Here is a 16,186-nt window from a genome sequence, read left to right as displayed (position 1 = left end):
ATGATCATACAAAATGAATCAAAAACACAAGAAATAAAACAGAATATGCGGGGTGGTCACGGGAACGTTGAGATTACCCACATCACTGATAGCGAAATTCTAGGGAAAAACTGCCGACTATTTGCCCAGATCACAGTAAAACCGGGAGACTCCATTGGAGAACATCAGCATACAGGTGAGCAGGAAATATTCTATTTTTTACAAGGAAAAGGGATGGTCGTTGATAATGGCATTCAGTTACAGATAGGACCCGGAGATGTGATGGTCACTCCGGATCAGGGTAGCCACAGCGTTGTCAATACTGGGGATGAGGATTTGGTGTTTATGGCACTGATTCTCAATGAAAATGTGTGATCAAGAAGAATATTGAACAAGTCTTAGCCACATTGGAGTGCCTTTACGGTCAGGAACAATGTGGCTTAGATTTTAGTAGCCCTTTTGAATTGTTGATCGCCACCATCCTATCAGCACAATGCACCGATTTGAGAGTAAATATCGTTACCGGGGATTTGTTTAAGAATTATAATACACCAGAATCGATTTTGTCATTGGGGGAAGTAGGGCTACTTGAAAAAATAAAAACCTGTGGACTGGCTAAAACAAAAGCCAAAAATATTATTTTGACCTGTCATCGGTTATTGACAGAGTATTGTGGCAAGGTACCAGAGCAACTGGATGAACTGATTACACTTCCTGGGGTTGGACGCAAAACTGCCAATGTGGTAATGAGTAATGCCTTTGATATCCCGGCAATTGCAGTTGATACCCATGTTTTTCGAGTTTCACGTCGAATCGGTCTGGCTCAGGGAAAGACCGTTTTGGAAGTTGAAAAAGAATTGATGAAAAATATTCCAAAAGACAAATGGTCCCAGGCTCACCATTGGCTTATCTGGCATGGACGAAAATGTTGTACAGCAAGAAATCCCAATTGTAGCGGGTGTGAGCTAAGCAGCATCTGTGATTTTGGACGTCAAAATATTAAAGAAGCATCGTCTCAAAGCAATTAATTCTTGTGTTTTTCTTAAGAATGGTTTATGATAAGCACTATAAATAATCATTGAAAAGAAAAAGGAGGAAAAGAAATGAAGAAAAGAGTTGTTAGTGTTTTACTTGTTGTTATGTTCACCGCTTCTATTTTTGCATTCGCAGGATGTTCAACATCTGGCGGAAGTTCTGATGTTGTCAAACTTGGTTTTATCGGACCAATGACTGGCGATGCTGCTATTTATGGAAGCTCAGCAGAAGAAGGTGCGCAATTAGCCGTCGCTGAAATTAATGCTGCTGGCGGTATTGATGGAAAAAACATCGAATTGGTTGCTTATGATTCAAAAGCAGATCAAACTGAAGCAATCAATGCTTATAATCGATTAAGAGACCAGGATGGTGTTGTTGCAGTGATCGGCGGAACCTTAAGTGGGGAAACCTTAGCAATGAAAGACATCATGGTTTCAGATAATATGCCAGTACTGTCACCAACAGCAACAGCTGTGGAAGTAACTCAAGATGCTCCAAATGTATTTCGAGCATGCTTCCTGGATGACTATCAGGGTCAAGCTGCTGCTAACTTTGCGGCTACTACTTTAGGTGCAAAAACTGCGGCATTGTTAATCGGAACGGGTAATCCCTACTCAGAAGGTGTATCAGAAGCCTTCAAAGCGGCATTTACAGCTAAAGGTGGCACAATTGCCGGTAGCGAATCTTACGGTACGGCTGATAAAGATTTCAGTGCTCAGTTGACAAAAATCAAAGAAATGAATCCGGATGTCGTATTTGTTCCAGACTATGTTCAAACAGTTGGACCAATTCTTCAAAAAGCCAAAGAAATGGGTATTACCGCAAAATTTGTTGGAGCTGATGGTTGGGATGGCGTTCAAGAAGAATACGCTGACGCCGCTCAGGGAAATTACTTCACCAATCACTATGCTGCCGATTCACCATCTGAAACCGTTCAGAACTTTATCACTGCCTATAAAGCCGAGTATGATAAAGTGCCAAACTCTTTTGCAGCTTTAGGTTATGATGCTGTATATGCCATGGTCGAAGCAATTACTGCAGCTGGTTCTACTGAGTCTGCAGATATTATCACAGCTTTAAATGCGACGGATCATCCTGGCGTTACTGGAACTTTGAAGTTTGATGAAGAGGGAAATCCAAAGGATAAAGAAGTAACTATTATTAAGATCGATGGCGGTCAGTTAAAATATGACTCAACCGTTGTTAACAAATAGTATTTCATAAACGACAATATTACAAGCAGTACAAGGGATATAGGAGAGACCATCTCTTCTATATCCATTTTATGTTATTCTATAAAGGAGGATACATCGTGAATTTATTTCTGCAACAGCTGATCAACGGGCTCAATGTAGGGAGTATCTATGCGCTCATCGCAATCGGTTATACCATGGTATATGGCATTATTAAACTAATCAACTTTGCCCATGGTGAAATCATGATGTTCGGCGCATATTTTGCATTTATTGCTGCCACCAGCTTTCACCTTCCGGTTTGGGCGGTGCTCTTATCATCGATGGTCATTATGGCTATCATTGGAGTTGCCATCGAATTTATCGCCTATCGGCCCTTGAGAAATGCCCCCCGACTGTCTGCGCTGATTACTGCTATTGGGGTGAGTTTGTTTTTGCAAAATCTGGCGTTGATTATTTTTAAGCCAGATCCCAAGGTTATGCCAAAAATATTTCCGGAGACCATTTATAAAATAGGTGAAATCGAAATCAGTTCAACCACTCTGATTACTATAGGTTTGTCACTGTTTTTTATGGTTCTATTGGATCTATTTATTCGAAAAACAAAACAGGGTCGTGCCATGCGTGCCGTATCAGAAGACAAGGATGCTGCGATTCTGATGGGGATTAATGTTAATCGAACGATTTCGCTTACCTTTGCGGTGGGCTCAGCACTTGGTGCTTTAGGCGGGGTTCTCTACAGTGTCGCGTATATTCAGGTATACCCAACAATGGGCGTTATGCCTGGCTTAAAAGCATTCATTGCTGCGGTATTAGGGGGGATCGGAATTATCCCTGGAGCGATGCTCGGCGGGTTTATCATTGGTATGGTTGAAACAATGACAAAAGCGTATCTTTCAACAACTTGGGCTGATGCCATTGTATTTGCGATTCTAATTGTGGTACTGCTTTTCAAACCAACAGGCATCTTGGGAAAAAATACGAGAGAGAAGGTATAAACAATGGATCACAATAAGAAAAAAGCATATTTAATTAATGCAATTGCTATCGTTGCCCTTTACCTTGTATTTTTCGTGCTGATTCAGACGAAGACCATGAACAATTATTTTGTGGGAATTGCCATTATGACTTGTATAATGATTATCATGGCGATGAGTTTAAATATTGTAGCCGGATTTTTAGGTGAAATGGCCTTGGGTCATGCCGGGTTTATGGCCATTGGCGCTTACTCATCTGCCAGTTTTTCGATGGCATTGATTGACGGAGGATTGTCATTGCCGCCAATTGTCACGCTTGTTCTGGCGATGATTGTTGGCGGGATTGTTGCTGGAATTTTTGGATTTCTCATCGGGACACCAACGCTGCGACTCCGTGGGGACTATTTGGGGATCGTAACCATCGGGTTTTCGGAAATTATCCGAATCTTTTTTATTAATTTTGGACCGACTGGTGGAGCCGCTGGATTAAAAGGAATTACCCGGCTGGTGAATTTCAACAATGTCTATTGGATTACGATAATTGTTGCATTTCTGATTTTTACATTAGGCAGATCAAAGCAGGGGCGGGCCATTATTTCCATCAGAGAAGATGAGATCGCTTCGGAGGCTGCGGGGATACCGACCACCCGATACAAGGTATTGGCATTTTCGCTGGCGGCTTTTTTTGCTGGTGTTGGCGGTTCATTATATGCCCACTATCAATCATTTCTGGAGCCGAGCAAGTTTGGCTTTATGTTTTCGATTGAAATGTTTGTTATTGTAGTTTTAGGTGGATTGGGAAGCTTAACCGGCTCAATCATTTCGGCCATCGTTTTAACAGTGTTGCCGGAAATGCTTCGTAGTTTTTCCGAATACCGACTATTGGTTTACTCTCTTGTGTTGATTATCATGATGATTTTCAGACCGCAGGGAATTTTCGGAAGATCCGAATTTTCGCTGACAGCTTTTATTGAATCACTGATTCAACGAAAAAACGTCAAGAATTCCATCGGCGGAGGTGAAGCATCATGACCGTTTTATCAGCAAAAAATATTACGATGCAATTTGGTGGTTTAACTGCAGTTGATCAGTTTAATCTTGAATTGAGTGCTAACGAGCTGGTTGGTTTAATTGGACCCAACGGCGCAGGCAAAACGACAATTTTCAATATGCTAACCGGCGTTTATGTTCCAACAATGGGTGAGATTATGCTTAATGATCAAAGCATCATTAAAAAAACTCCTCACGAAATCGTCAAACTGGGTGCCAGTCGAACCTTTCAAAATATTCGATTGTTTAAAGATTTGACTGCGGTGGAAAATGTAAAAATAGCCTATCACAATTTTATCGACTATAACATGGTTCAGGGGATGTTCAGAACAAAAAAATTCTGGACAGAAGAAAAAAAAGCTCACGAAGAATGCATGAAACTTCTGGATATTTTTGATATGGGCGAGTATGCTGATACCCTGGCTAAAAACCTTCCCTATGGGCAGCAACGTAAACTGGAAATTGCCAGAGCGCTGGCTTCAGATCCAAAAGTACTGATGTTGGACGAGCCAGCGGCGGGAATGAACCCGAATGAAACGGCTGAGCTCATGGAAACCATTCACTTCATCAGGAACAAATTTGACATTACTGTTTTGCTCATTGAACATGATATGAAACTGGTTATGGGGATTTGTGAGCGGATTATCGTGGTAGATTACGGAAAAACTATTGCTGAAGGCACTCCGGATGAAATTAAGAACAACCCTGATGTTATTCGTGCTTATTTAGGAGATTAGGAGGCCGTAAATGCTGAAAGTAAAAGATTTAAATGTACATTATGGAAAAATTCATGCGATCAAGGGTATTAGCTTTGAGGTCAATGAGGGTGAGATTGTTACCCTTATCGGTGCCAACGGTGCTGGGAAAACGACTATTCTCCAAACGATTTCGGGACTATTAAAACCCAGTGAAGGGATGGTGTCTTTTGAAGGCGAAAACCTTAATAAGGTGCCAGCCCATCAGATTCCGGTAATGGGAATAGCCCATGTTCCAGAAGGGCGACGTATTTTTGCCGAAATGACCGTTTATGAAAACCTCCAAATGGGAGCCTATATCAGAAATGATAAGGATCAGATCCAAGAGGACATGGAAAAAATATTTTTGAATTTTCCCCGACTTAAAGAACGGATTAAACAAATTGCCGGAACCTTAAGCGGTGGTGAACAACAAATGTTAGCAATGGGACGAGCTTTAATGACACGACCAAAACTGATTTTGCTCGATGAACCATCAATGGGTCTGGCACCACTTCTGGTCGACGAGATTTTTAACATGATCCAAACTGTAAATGATGCTGGAACAACGGTTTTATTGGTTGAGCAAAATGCGAACAAGGCTTTGCACATTGCCAATCGAGCTTATGTGCTGGAAACTGGATACATTAAACTTTCTGGTAATGCCAGAGATCTTCTGGTGAATCCGGAAGTGCAACAAGCTTATTTAGGTGGTTGATTAAAAAACTGTCTCGCTAGAGGCAGTTTTTTAATGGGAGGGACATCTCTGTTAAATTTGATGTCATACACCTGGAATATTTCTTAAACACCTTGATTTTCATCCTTGATATGAAAATATACCTATGATATACTGTTAAAATTGAATGTGAATATAATTTATAGTGAAAGATACGGAGGATAACATGAGTGCTACAGTAGAAAGTATTGAAAAAAATATTGCAACCCTAAAAATTGAAATAAGTCCGGAGGAATATTCAAAGGCTGTTAAAAAGTCCTATGATAAAAATAAAAAACGTTTTTCGGTTCCAGGCTTCAGAAAAGGAAAAGTGCCTAAACAGGTAATTGAATCCTACTATGGAAAAAATGTATTTATGGAAGATGCCATTGATTTTGCTTTTGCCCCTGCTTATACCAGTGCATTGGAAGAAACAGAAATCAAACCAGTAACTCGACCTGATCTGGAAAATATTGAAAAAATCAGCGAAGAAGAAGGTGCCACCTTTATCGTTAAGGTTGGGGTGAAACCAGAAATTAAATTGGGTGACTACAAAGGGGCGGAGGTAGATTCTCTGGAAGTTGAGATTACGGATGAAGAGATTGCAGCTGATCTGGCAAAAATGCAGGACCAGAATGCCCGACTGGTCACATTAGAAGCTGGTGAAGTTAAAGATGGTGCGACGGTTACCATTGACTACGAAGGCTTTTTAAACGAGGAACCATTTATTGGCGGAAAAGATACAGATTATGATTTAGTCATTGGTAGCGGAACCTTTATTCCTGGCTTTGAAGAACAATTAATTGGTACTAAAATCGGTGAAGAAGCAACTGTCAACGTAACCTTCCCAGACGAATACCATGCCGAGAACCTTAAGGGACAAGCCGTGGTGTTCAAAGTTGCAGTTAAGGGGATTAAAGAAAAAGAATTGCCAGAACTCGATGATGATTTTGCGAAAGATACCAGTGAGTTTGATACATTAGATGAACTGAAAGCAGATGTCGCAGCACGGTTAAAAGATGCTAAAACAGCTGAACTGAGAAAAGCGGCTGAAATTGCAGCTGTTAATTTTGCAGTGGAAAACGCTGAAATTGATGTACCTTATTTAATGATTGAGGAAGAGGTTGACAATAACCTGCAAAACTTTGAAAACCAAATGAAACAACAGGGCATTTCTTTAGATGACTACTTTAAATATACGAATGTCAATCGTGAAGATTTCAGAAATAATCTGAAAGAAGACGCAGAAAGAAATATCAAAACGGAGCTGATTCTTTCAAAAATCGGTGAAATGGAAGCTTTGGAAGCAACTGAAGAAGAAGTGGATGAAGAGATTAAAGTATTTGCAGATGCCTATGGACATGATTTTGAAGAATATAAAAAAGGTCTTCAGGAAAGAATGTTAGATTATATCAAAGCAAATATTATTAGACGAAAGACAGTGGAAATGCTGGTAGATGCCGCGACGACAAAAATTTCAGAGTAATAATAAGAAAGCAGGAAAATGTATTCATGCTAACAAGTAAAACAACACAATCGTTAATTAGCAATAACCTGGTTCCGATGGTTGTCGAACAGACTGGCCGGGGAGAACGCTCATATGACCTATTTTCGCGATTATTAAAGGAACGAATTATCTTTTTAAATGGTGAAATAAATGAAAGCCTGGCATCTTTGATTGTTGGACAACTGATTTTTTTAGAATCCGATAATGCGGAAAAAGATATTCAAATTTATATTAATAGTCCAGGTGGGGCAGTGACTGCAGGTATGGCCATCTACGACACGATGAATTACGTTCGTTGTGACGTGTCTACCATCTGTGTAGGGCTTGCTGCATCAATGGGGGCATTTTTATTGGCTGCCGGAGCAAAGGGAAAACGCTTTTCCCTTCCAAACAGTGAAATAATGATTCATCAGCCGCTAGGTGGCGCCCAGGGGCAAAGTACCGATGTGGAAATTTATGCAAAACGATTGATAAAAACACGAGAAAAATTAAATTTAATACTTAGCGAGCGAACCGGGCAACCCCTGGAAACTATTGCTAAAGATACTGATCGCGATAATTTTATGGATCCTGACGAAGCGAAGGCCTACGGATTGATTGATGAGATCATTGTGTCGAGATAGGAGGCTTAGAAATGGCAAGAAATGAAGATAGCATCGAAAATGCCCGATGTTCCTTTTGTGGTAAAAGCCAATCTCAGGTAAAACGAATGGTGGCTGGGCCAGGCGTTTATATTTGCAATGAATGCATTGAGCTATGCGAAGAAATTATGGATGTGGAGAGCATGCCTGAGGATATTGCGTTTGATGATGTCCCCAAACCAAAAGAAATCAAACTCAAATTAAGTGAATATGTCATCGCTCAAAACCGTGCCAAGCGAGCCCTGGCTGTGGCCGTTTACAATCATTACAAACGGATTACTGCAATGGATGAAAATGATGCCGAAGTTGAATTGCAAAAAAGTAATATCCTATTAATTGGTCCAACGGGGTCAGGAAAAACGCTTTTAGCGCAAACATTAGCCCGAGTTTTAAATGTACCATTTGCGATTGCTGATGCAACTTCATTAACGGAGGCTGGCTATGTCGGCGAAGACGTGGAAAATATTCTATTGAAACTACTTCAGGCTGCTAATTTTGATGTTGCTAAAGCCGAAAAGGGCATTATCTATATCGATGAGATTGATAAAATCGCCAGAAAAGGTGACAACCCTTCAATCACCAGGGATGTCAGTGGTGAAGGTGTACAACAGGCGTTATTAAAAATTCTTGAAGGAACAATCGCAAATGTCCCGCCACAGGGTGGACGTAAACATCCGCATCAGGATTTTATCCAAATTAACACAAACAATATATTATTTATTTGTGGTGGTGCTTTTGACGGCATGGATAAAGTAATTGAGCAGCGTATGGAAAAAAGCTCAATGGGTTTTGGTGCAGACATTCGCAGTTCCAAAGAAAAAATTGAGGATGATGATCTGAGTTCAGTTCAGCCGCAAGATCTGCTGAAGTATGGTCTGATTCCGGAGTTTATTGGTCGAATTCCTGTGATTGCATCATTAGAACACTTAGATGAGAGCGCCCTGATACAAATTTTGACGGAGCCACGAAATGCGTTAGTGAAACAATACATAAAAATGTTTCGGATTGAAGGGGTCGAATTGGAATTTCAGCAGGATGCACTCGTGGCAATTGCTAAAAAAGCCATGGATACAAAAACTGGTGCCAGAGGTCTCCGCGGAATCATTGAGAATATAATGCTTGATATTATGTTTGAAGTTCCTTCGAATGAGAATATTGAGAAAGTGATCATAACCAAAGAAGTTGTCGAAAAACAAGTTGAACCGATTATGATTCTTGGAAAGAAAAACAACGAAAAAAGCAAAAAGAATGATGTAGTATCGTAGATTTTATTAAATAGCCGTTCAAAAGACCAACTACTCTTTGGTATTTTATACCGTGTATTTGAAATTTTGCACGGCTTTTTTTAAAAAACTTGGGTATAAATTAATACAGGTAATTACATAAAAGGTGCTTTTCATAATAATAGAGGCAAGGAGTTGATTAATTTGAGTATTGAAAAAAAGGAAATTCCAGAAGAAAAGACTGACCATTTGGGAATGACTGAACCGGAATTATTTGTTCAGGAAAAAGAAACCTTACCATTGATACCGCTTCGCGGGATGAGTGTTTTTCCTGGTATGGTGGTTCATTTTGATGTGGGTCGCGAGAAATCTGTTAAAGCATTGGAAGCTGCGATGGAGCGAGACCAAATGGCTTTTTTGGTCACACAAAAAGAGGTTATTAAAGAGGATATTAATCCAGATGACTTTTATAATATTGGTTGCAGAGTAAAAGTTAAACAATTATTAAAGATGCCGGACAATCTTGTTCGGGTTCTGGTTGAAGTCCAGGAAAGACGAGAAATCGTTGAATTTGAAAGTTTAAATCCCTATTTTCTGGTTACAACCAAACCGGTCCGTTCCGTTTATTATGATACAAAAGAGAATCGGACACTCATCCGTATGATTCGCGAATCGTTTGCCAATTATATGAATGTTACCAGAAAGGTGGCGACGGATCTTATTCTGGCCATGGATTCATTAGATGATCCGGATCAGCTTATTGACATTATCGGTGCCAATTTGTTCCTGGATCTGGAAGACAGTCAACGGCTGATTCAAGAAACCGATGTGAATAAGCGTTTGGTACTTACCTACGAGATTTTGGTTGAAGAAGTTGAAATGATTAAAATCGAGCACAACATCGACGAAAAAGTTCGTAGTGAAATGTATAAGCATCAACGGGAATACTATTTGCGGGAGCAGATAAAAGTGATCCAAAATGAATTAGGTGAAGGTGACGTTCAAAATGAGTTGGAAACGTATCGGGAACGACTGGCGGCACTGGAAGTACCGGACGAGGTAAAAGACAAGGTTTTGGGAGAACTGAATCGTTTGAACAAAGTTCCTCAAGGCTCATCAGAGGCAGGTTTAATTCAAACTTATGTGGAATGGATACTGGATCTTCCCTGGAATACGCTAACCGAAGAAACGGTTGATGTTTCAATTGCCCGAAAAATTCTGGATGAAGATCATTATGCATTAAAAAAGGTTAAAGAACGAATTCTTGAATATATATCGGTACTGCAGCTTTCAAAGAGTCTCAAATCACCAATTATTTGTCTGGTGGGACCTCCTGGAGTCGGAAAAACGTCGATTGCCAAATCCATTGCTCGAGCCTTAAATCGTAAGTATGTCCGTATGTCATTGGGGGGGATGCGAGACGAAGCCGAGATAAGAGGTCATCGTCGAACCTACGTTGGTGCCATTCCAGGACGAATCTTATACAATATGAAAAAATGTGGAACCAGAAATCCGCTATTCTTACTGGATGAGATTGATAAACTGGGACAAGATTTCAATGGCGATCCCGCCTCTGCATTACTGGAGGTGTTGGATCCGGAGCAGAATAACACCTTTACTGACCACTATCTCGAACTACCGTTTGACCTGTCGCAAGTGTTGTTTTTAACAACCGCCAATTCTTTATCAACCATTCCAAGACCGTTGCTGGATCGAATGGAAATTATTGAGGTGAATGGTTACGTCGAAAGTGAAAAGGTGGAAATCGCCCAACGCTATCTGATTCCCAAACAACTGGAAATTCATGGATTAAAAAAATCCACCTGTAAGTTCAGTGAAGCAGTAATAAAGAATACCATTGAATATTACACCAGAGAGTCAGGCGTTCGCGAACTTGAGCGAAAAATTGCTCAGATTTGTCGTGTCGCTGCAAAAGAAATTGTGGAACACAAGAAAAAAAGCATCAGCATCACGCAGAAGAATCTGGAAAAATTCTTAGGAAAACATCGCTATTCGTTTGATACCGTAGGTGATAAAAAAGAAGTGGGCTTGGTCAATGGATTAGCCTGGACACCGGTTGGTGGTGATACCCTGCAAATAGAAGTGATCGTGGTGGATGGTACCGGAAAAATTGAAATCACCGGACAGCTTGGTGATGTGATGAAAGAATCAGTCAAAGCGGGTATTAGTTATATTCGCTCCCAGGCGAAGGTGTTAGAAATCGAATCTGATTTTTACTCAAAAAAAGACATCCATCTCCATGTACCTGAGGGTGCTGTACCGAAAGATGGCCCATCAGCTGGGATCGCAGTCACAACGGCGCTGATTTCATCGTTAACCAATATACCAGTGCCACAAAATCTGGCAATGACCGGTGAAATAACCCTCAGTGGCCGGGTTCTGCCAATTGGCGGATTGCGTGAAAAGCTGACGGCAGCCCATCGTGCCGGTATTAAAGAAATTATCTTGCCAAAAGAAAACGAAAAAGACCTGGAAGATGTACCAAACGTTGTTTTGGAGGCTTTACATATTCAGTCTGTTTCAAAAATGAGTGAGGTCACAAAAATTGTTTTTAAAGATCTTCAATAAATAGACCGAACTTTCAGAAAATGGAGAAAATAATGAAAGTAACAAAAGCGGAAATTGTCATCAGTGCTGTGGCAGAAGCACAGTATCCTGATGATAATCTGCCGGAAATAGTGCTGTTGGGGCGTTCGAATGTTGGCAAATCAACGTTTGTCAACACCTTAATCGAACGGCGAAGCTTAGCACGAACCAGTTCCCAGCCGGGAAAAACCCAGACGATGAATTTTTATCGAATAAATGACGTGTTCTATTTTGTCGATATGCCTGGTTATGGCTATGCTAAAGCGTCCAAAACGGAACGTGAAAAATGGGGGAAGATGATTGAAAAATATCTTCGGAATCGTGAAAATGCGGTACTGATTTTTCAACTTATTGACTCTCGACATGAACCCTCAGAAGATGATTTATTAATGTATGAATGGCTGATCTATTATGATTTAAAACCTGTAATAATTGGCACCAAAGCCGACAAGCTGTCAAAAACGAATCAAAAAAAGGCAGTAAATCGTATTGCAAAATCACTGAATCTGAAGAAATCTGATGAGCTCATCCTATTTTCGGCAGAAACGAAATTGGGAAAAGACGAAGTATGGGAATGTATTCATAACGTATTATAATCAATTTTAGCTTCCTTTTGGAAGACTTAGGCTTAAAAACAAGCTTCGATCTTGTTACGGCTTAACCTTCTTTCAACAGGAAGCTTTTCCAGTTCTGTTAAAACAGTTCTGAGGCGATTTTATGAGGTTGGAATGACTGAAAAGATAATTCGAGTGCTGGCAGAACAAGCAGGTATTGATCTGATTGGTTTTTTTTCGGTGGAACCACTTAAGGAGTGTCTGCCTTATCTGATCAGGCGCCATCAAGAAGGGTTTTCCACGGGCTTTGAGGGTGGCGAACCCGAGGATCGAATTAATTATTTAAAAGCCTATCCTGATGCAAAAACGGGGATAGTTATTGGTATCAATAACTATCAGGCATTTGAAGAAGTGGCAGATGAGAAATATCGGGTTCAGCTCGCATCGGTTTCCTGGGGTGAAGATTATCATCGGGTACTGAAGCGACGAATGACGCAATTAATGGAGCGCATGAATGACATCCAACGGCAGACAGGAGGAGCACAAATAGAGTATCGACTATTTGTTGACAATAGTCCACTGGTTGATCGGGGATCTGCATACCGTGCCGGGTTGGGCTTTTATGGCAAAAACAACTGTTTGATCAATGATCAATTGGGTTCTTTTTTCTTTATCGGACAAATATTGATTGACAGCGTCATTGTTTTTGAACCGCCACTACTGCTAGAAAATGGGTGTGGAACCTGTCGGCGTTGTCTTGATGCATGTCCCCATCAGGCTCTGGGCGAAGGGTTTAGTCTGGAACCAACAAAATGTATTTCATATCTAACTCAAAAAAAATTCCTGTCCACTGATGAAGAAGTGCGTTTAAAAACGTATCTTTATGGTTGTGATCTCTGTCAAAAAGTCTGTCCCCATAATCAGGATCTTGAAGAAACCCAGGAAGAAGCCTTTTTAATTGACGCAAAAACTGCGTCACCACCGCTGGATGAAATATTGGCCCTGACAAATAAGGAATTCAAAATTCGTTTTGGGAAAACTGCCTGTGGCTGGCGAGGGAAAAAGAACTTAATCAGAAATGCCCAACTAATAAAAAAAAATAAAAAAATATATGATTAGTCGATCATAAAGTGCTATAATAATTAAGTTAGAGAACTTTTTACATTTATTATAATTAAACATGGAGGGAAAATGGTACGAGATCGCTTTGCACCGAGTCCAACTGGCAATGTTCATGTTGGAAGTCTGCGGACAGCACTGTATAATTACTTATATGCTAAGAAAATGGACGGGAAGTTTTTGCTCCGTCTTGAGGATACAGACCAAACCCGGCTTGAACAGGGGGCAGTGGATAACCTGCTGGATGCACTGAATATGACCGGTGTGATTCCGGATGAAGGCTTAATAAAAGAAAATGATCGTGTGATTGAAAAAGGCCAGCATGGCCCCTATATTCAATCCCAACGTCTGGACATTTATAAAGATTACATAGAGTTGCTACTCGATCAGGGACAGGCCTATTATTGTTTCTGCACCAAAGAACGACTGGAAGCGGTTAGAACTAGTCAGAAGGAAAAAGGCGAAACGCCTAAGTATGACGGAAAGTGTCGAGAATTGTCGCAGGCTGAAATCGCTGCAAATCTTGAGGCGGGGCTGCCTTATACCATCCGATTGAAATTACCGGAAAATCATGTAATTGTTTTTGATGATCTGGTGCGGGGTGTCATCGAGATGAATACCAATGATTTGGATGATCAGGTTTTATTAAAGGCTGATGGCTTTCCAACTTACCACATGGCGGTCGTCGTCGATGATCATCTGATGGCAATTACCCATGTCATTCGCGGGGAAGAATGGCTACCATCCACGCCCAAACACGTCTACCTGTATGAATGTCTGGGTTGGGAAGCGCCGAAGTTTGTCCATTTACCAAATATCCTGAATGATGACCGTAAAAAGCTCAGTAAGCGTCAGGGTGATGTTTCAGTTGGAGATTTTTTGGCAAAAGGTTATTTACCACAGGCACTTGTAAATTTCCTGGCGCTTCTGGGTTGGAGCCCGGAGAATGAGCAGGAAATATTTTCAATGGAAGAATTGATCCAGGCCTTTGACCTATCTCGAATTAACAAATCGGGAGCAGTTTTTGATCGGGCTAAGCTAAACTGGATGAATGCCCATTATATCAAAGAATTGCCATTGGACGAATTGGTAAATTATTTGACACCATTTTTGGTTGCTGCCGGGTTGATAAAGCAGGAAGAAGTTCCAGAAAAGCAGGACTGGTTATCTAAAATAGCCGAGATTTTAAGAGATCGTATCGAGTATTTTGCCCAGGCACCTCAGCAATTGGAGATGATATTTAAGAATGATTATGTCATTGAGGACGAGGAAGCATTGACATTATTGCGTGAAGAGTCTTCTAAACGTCTTTATACGGCACTGATAAAAAAAATCGAAGCAACGGAAGTTTTAGACGCAGCCCGGGGAAAAGCTATTCTTAAAGAAATTCAAAAAGAAGAAAAAATCAAGGGCAAAATGCTCTTTATGCCAAGTCGGATCATGATTACCGGTGAAATGCATGGTCCGGATCTTACATTAATTATGGATGTTCTGGGTAAAGATGAGGTTTTAAACCGCATCAAGTCAGTGGCATCGATTATGCAATTATAAATAAAATCAACAAGGAGGAAAGTACATGAGTAAACAAAAAACAAATAGTCAGGCGAAAAGCGGAATGCTATTGATCCTGATTGCGCTGTTTATTGGATTGGTAGGATATGTACTCTTTAATGGGGTATCAGTAGGTGTTTATGACATTGGTAATGTCAGTCAAAACATCAACTACGGATTGGATTTAACCGGTGGGGTCAATGTCGTGCTGGAAGCCCAGGCAACGGATGATGAGGCGGTTACTGCAGAAAAAATTGAATCGGCCATGCTGACCATCCGGCAGCGAATTGATACGTTAGGCGTTTCGGAACCGACAATTACAAAACAGGGCGATAATCGCATCCGGGTTTCCATTCCCTCGGTAAGCGATCAGGAAGAAGCCCTGGATCTGATTGGTAAAACAGCTCAGCTGGAATTTGTGGGGCCTGACGGAACCGTTATTTTGACGGGTAAAGACGTCGTGGATTCCAAAGGGGTTATGCAGACAGACAGCTCCGGATTGGAAAAAGCGGTTGTTACCTTAAAATTCAGCGAAGAAGGCACCAAGCTTTTTGCTGATGCAACCCAAAAATATATTGGTCAGGCAATTCAGATTAAACTCGATGACGAAATTATTTCATCACCTACTGTCAACGTCGCAATCACTAACGGTGAGGCCGTCATTGAAGGAATAGGCGACATCGAAGAAGCTGGCAATCTTGCTTCCCTTATTCGCGGCGGGGCATTGCCTGTCAAACTGGTGCCAATCGAAGTGCGAACGGTTGGCCCGACACTTGGTCAGAATTCCCTGGATAAAAGTATCTATGCCGGTATGATTGGGATTGCGCTGGTGCTCGTTTTTATGCTGATTTTCTACCGCGGGCTGGGAATTATTGCTGATTTGGCGCTGATTATCTTTATCATTATATTTATGATAATCTTAACAGCCCTTAACGTTACTCTGACACTGCCGGGTATTGCCGGATTGATTCTCACCATTGGGATGGCGGTAGATGCCAATGTTATTATTTTTGAGCGTATCAAAGAAGAAGCTCGGCTGGGAAAATCACTACTTACAGCAATCGATAATGGTTTTTCAAGAGCTTTTTCAACAATCCTTGATTCCAATGTGACTACCTTGATTGCTGGCTTTGTACTCTTCTTTTTAGGAAGTGGAAGCGTCCAGGGATTTGCCGTGACATTGATTTTAGGTATTCTTGTGAGTATGTTTACGGCAGTTGTAATTACTAAACAGCTGGTCATTTTATTGGTGAAAACTGAATTGTTTAAAAGCAATTCGTTCTACGGAATATAGAGAGGAG

The 16,186-nt window shown here is 40.9% G+C and carries 15 protein-coding genes; all 15 read left to right on the top strand.

What is annotated here, in order from left to right; all coding sequences use genetic code 11:
- The 15 genes from BI182_RS11610 to secD all read left to right on the top strand — a co-directional run bounded on the left by BI182_RS11610 (position 1) and on the right by secD (position 16,179).
- The gene (locus BI182_RS11610) at positions 1-354 is read left to right on the top strand and encodes a cupin domain-containing protein (RefSeq protein ID WP_070371177.1); all 354 of its coding nucleotides are present in this window, start codon (positions 1-3) and stop codon (positions 352-354) included.
- Entirely contained in the window at positions 351-1,007 is a 657-nt protein-coding gene (gene nth / locus BI182_RS11605; protein ID WP_286808147.1) for an endonuclease III, read from the top strand. Before BI182_RS11610 ends, nth begins: the two co-directional genes overlap by 4 nt.
- 75 nt (positions 1,008-1,082) lie before the next feature.
- Positions 1,083-2,228 (top strand): ABC transporter substrate-binding protein, encoded by a 1,146-nt coding sequence (locus BI182_RS11600; protein WP_070371179.1) that lies wholly within the window; start codon positions 1,083-1,085, stop codon positions 2,226-2,228.
- A gap of 71 nt (positions 2,229-2,299) precedes the next feature.
- Positions 2,300-3,205 (top strand): branched-chain amino acid ABC transporter permease, encoded by a 906-nt coding sequence (locus BI182_RS11595; RefSeq protein WP_070371180.1) that lies wholly within the window; start codon positions 2,300-2,302, stop codon positions 3,203-3,205.
- A 3-nt stretch (positions 3,206-3,208) separates the two neighbouring features.
- Positions 3,209-4,216 carry a branched-chain amino acid ABC transporter permease gene (locus BI182_RS11590; RefSeq protein ID WP_148636421.1) on the top strand — a complete coding sequence of 336 codons (1,008 nt, stop codon included), beginning with the start codon at positions 3,209-3,211 and terminating at the stop codon, positions 4,214-4,216.
- Complete coding sequence (locus BI182_RS11585) at positions 4,213-4,971, top strand: ABC transporter ATP-binding protein (protein WP_070371182.1); 759 nt, start codon at positions 4,213-4,215, stop codon at positions 4,969-4,971. The genes BI182_RS11590 and BI182_RS11585 overlap by 4 nt, the downstream gene beginning before the upstream one ends.
- Before the next feature lie 10 nt (positions 4,972-4,981).
- Entirely contained in the window at positions 4,982-5,686 is a 705-nt protein-coding gene (locus BI182_RS11580; protein ID WP_070371183.1) for an ABC transporter ATP-binding protein, read from the top strand.
- Between the two features lie 184 nt (positions 5,687-5,870).
- Positions 5,871-7,169 carry a trigger factor gene (gene tig, locus BI182_RS11575; protein WP_228883370.1) on the top strand — a complete coding sequence of 433 codons (1,299 nt, stop codon included), beginning with the start codon at positions 5,871-5,873 and terminating at the stop codon, positions 7,167-7,169.
- A gap of 26 nt (positions 7,170-7,195) precedes the next feature.
- On the top strand, positions 7,196-7,813 hold the full coding sequence (clpP, locus tag BI182_RS11570; protein ID WP_228883372.1) for an ATP-dependent Clp endopeptidase proteolytic subunit ClpP: 618 nt from the start codon (positions 7,196-7,198) through the stop codon (positions 7,811-7,813).
- A gap of 11 nt (positions 7,814-7,824) precedes the next feature.
- Positions 7,825-9,096: an ATP-dependent Clp protease ATP-binding subunit ClpX gene (clpX, locus tag BI182_RS11565; RefSeq protein ID WP_286808142.1), complete on the top strand. Its 1,272-nt coding sequence runs from the start codon at positions 7,825-7,827 to the stop codon at positions 9,094-9,096.
- A 213-nt stretch (positions 9,097-9,309) separates the two neighbouring features.
- Positions 9,310-11,643 carry an endopeptidase La gene (gene lon / locus BI182_RS11560; protein WP_070371232.1) on the top strand — a complete coding sequence of 778 codons (2,334 nt, stop codon included), beginning with the start codon at positions 9,310-9,312 and terminating at the stop codon, positions 11,641-11,643.
- Positions 11,644-11,675: 32 nt separating this feature from the next.
- Entirely contained in the window at positions 11,676-12,257 is a 582-nt protein-coding gene (gene yihA, locus BI182_RS11555; protein WP_228883375.1) for a ribosome biogenesis GTP-binding protein YihA/YsxC, read from the top strand.
- 132 nt (positions 12,258-12,389) lie between these two features.
- Entirely contained in the window at positions 12,390-13,334 is a 945-nt protein-coding gene (gene queG / locus BI182_RS11550) for a tRNA epoxyqueuosine(34) reductase QueG (protein WP_286808138.1), read from the top strand.
- A 72-nt stretch (positions 13,335-13,406) separates the two neighbouring features.
- A complete protein-coding gene (gene gltX / locus BI182_RS11545) occupies positions 13,407-14,885 on the top strand; it encodes a glutamate--tRNA ligase (protein ID WP_286808137.1) in 1,479 nt (492 codons plus the stop codon).
- A gap of 25 nt (positions 14,886-14,910) precedes the next feature.
- Positions 14,911-16,179, top strand: coding sequence for a protein translocase subunit SecD (gene secD / locus BI182_RS11540; protein WP_084633610.1), 1,269 nt, complete (start codon positions 14,911-14,913; stop codon positions 16,177-16,179).
- Positions 16,180-16,186 lie beyond the last annotated feature (7 nt).

This window comes from Acetobacterium sp. MES1 (genome assembly GCF_002237635.1).
In the GTDB taxonomy this organism is placed as follows: domain Bacteria; phylum Bacillota; class Clostridia; order Eubacteriales; family Eubacteriaceae; genus Acetobacterium; species Acetobacterium wieringae.
Note: the sequence above shows the minus strand (reverse complement) of the source record. Positions and strands in the feature narration are given on the sequence as shown.

Bases quoted from the DNA above. Each gene is read 5' to 3' on its own strand.
- yihA (WP_228883375.1), top strand. From the start codon at position 11,676: ATGAAAGTAACAAAAGCGGAAATTGTCATCAGTGCTGTGGCAGAAGCA.
- BI182_RS11585 (WP_070371182.1), top strand. From the start codon at position 4,213: ATGACCGTTTTATCAGCAAAAAATATTACGATGCAATTTGGTGGTTTA.
- BI182_RS11595 (WP_070371180.1), top strand. From the start codon at position 2,300: ATGTTATTCTATAAAGGAGGATACATCGTGAATTTATTTCTGCAACAG.
- BI182_RS11590 (WP_148636421.1), top strand. From the start codon at position 3,209: ATGGATCACAATAAGAAAAAAGCATATTTAATTAATGCAATTGCTATC.
- queG (WP_286808138.1), top strand. From the start codon at position 12,390: ATGACTGAAAAGATAATTCGAGTGCTGGCAGAACAAGCAGGTATTGAT.
- clpX (WP_286808142.1), top strand. From the start codon at position 7,825: ATGGCAAGAAATGAAGATAGCATCGAAAATGCCCGATGTTCCTTTTGT.
- gltX (WP_286808137.1), top strand. From the start codon at position 13,407: ATGGTACGAGATCGCTTTGCACCGAGTCCAACTGGCAATGTTCATGTT.
- BI182_RS11600 (WP_070371179.1), top strand. From the start codon at position 1,083: ATGAAGAAAAGAGTTGTTAGTGTTTTACTTGTTGTTATGTTCACCGCT.
- tig (WP_228883370.1), top strand. From the start codon at position 5,871: ATGAGTGCTACAGTAGAAAGTATTGAAAAAAATATTGCAACCCTAAAA.
- secD (WP_084633610.1), top strand. From the start codon at position 14,911: ATGAGTAAACAAAAAACAAATAGTCAGGCGAAAAGCGGAATGCTATTG.
- clpP (WP_228883372.1), top strand. From the start codon at position 7,196: ATGCTAACAAGTAAAACAACACAATCGTTAATTAGCAATAACCTGGTT.
- lon (WP_070371232.1), top strand. From the start codon at position 9,310: ATGACTGAACCGGAATTATTTGTTCAGGAAAAAGAAACCTTACCATTG.
- BI182_RS11610 (WP_070371177.1), top strand. From the start codon at position 1: ATGATCATACAAAATGAATCAAAAACACAAGAAATAAAACAGAATATG.
- BI182_RS11580 (WP_070371183.1), top strand. From the start codon at position 4,982: ATGCTGAAAGTAAAAGATTTAAATGTACATTATGGAAAAATTCATGCG.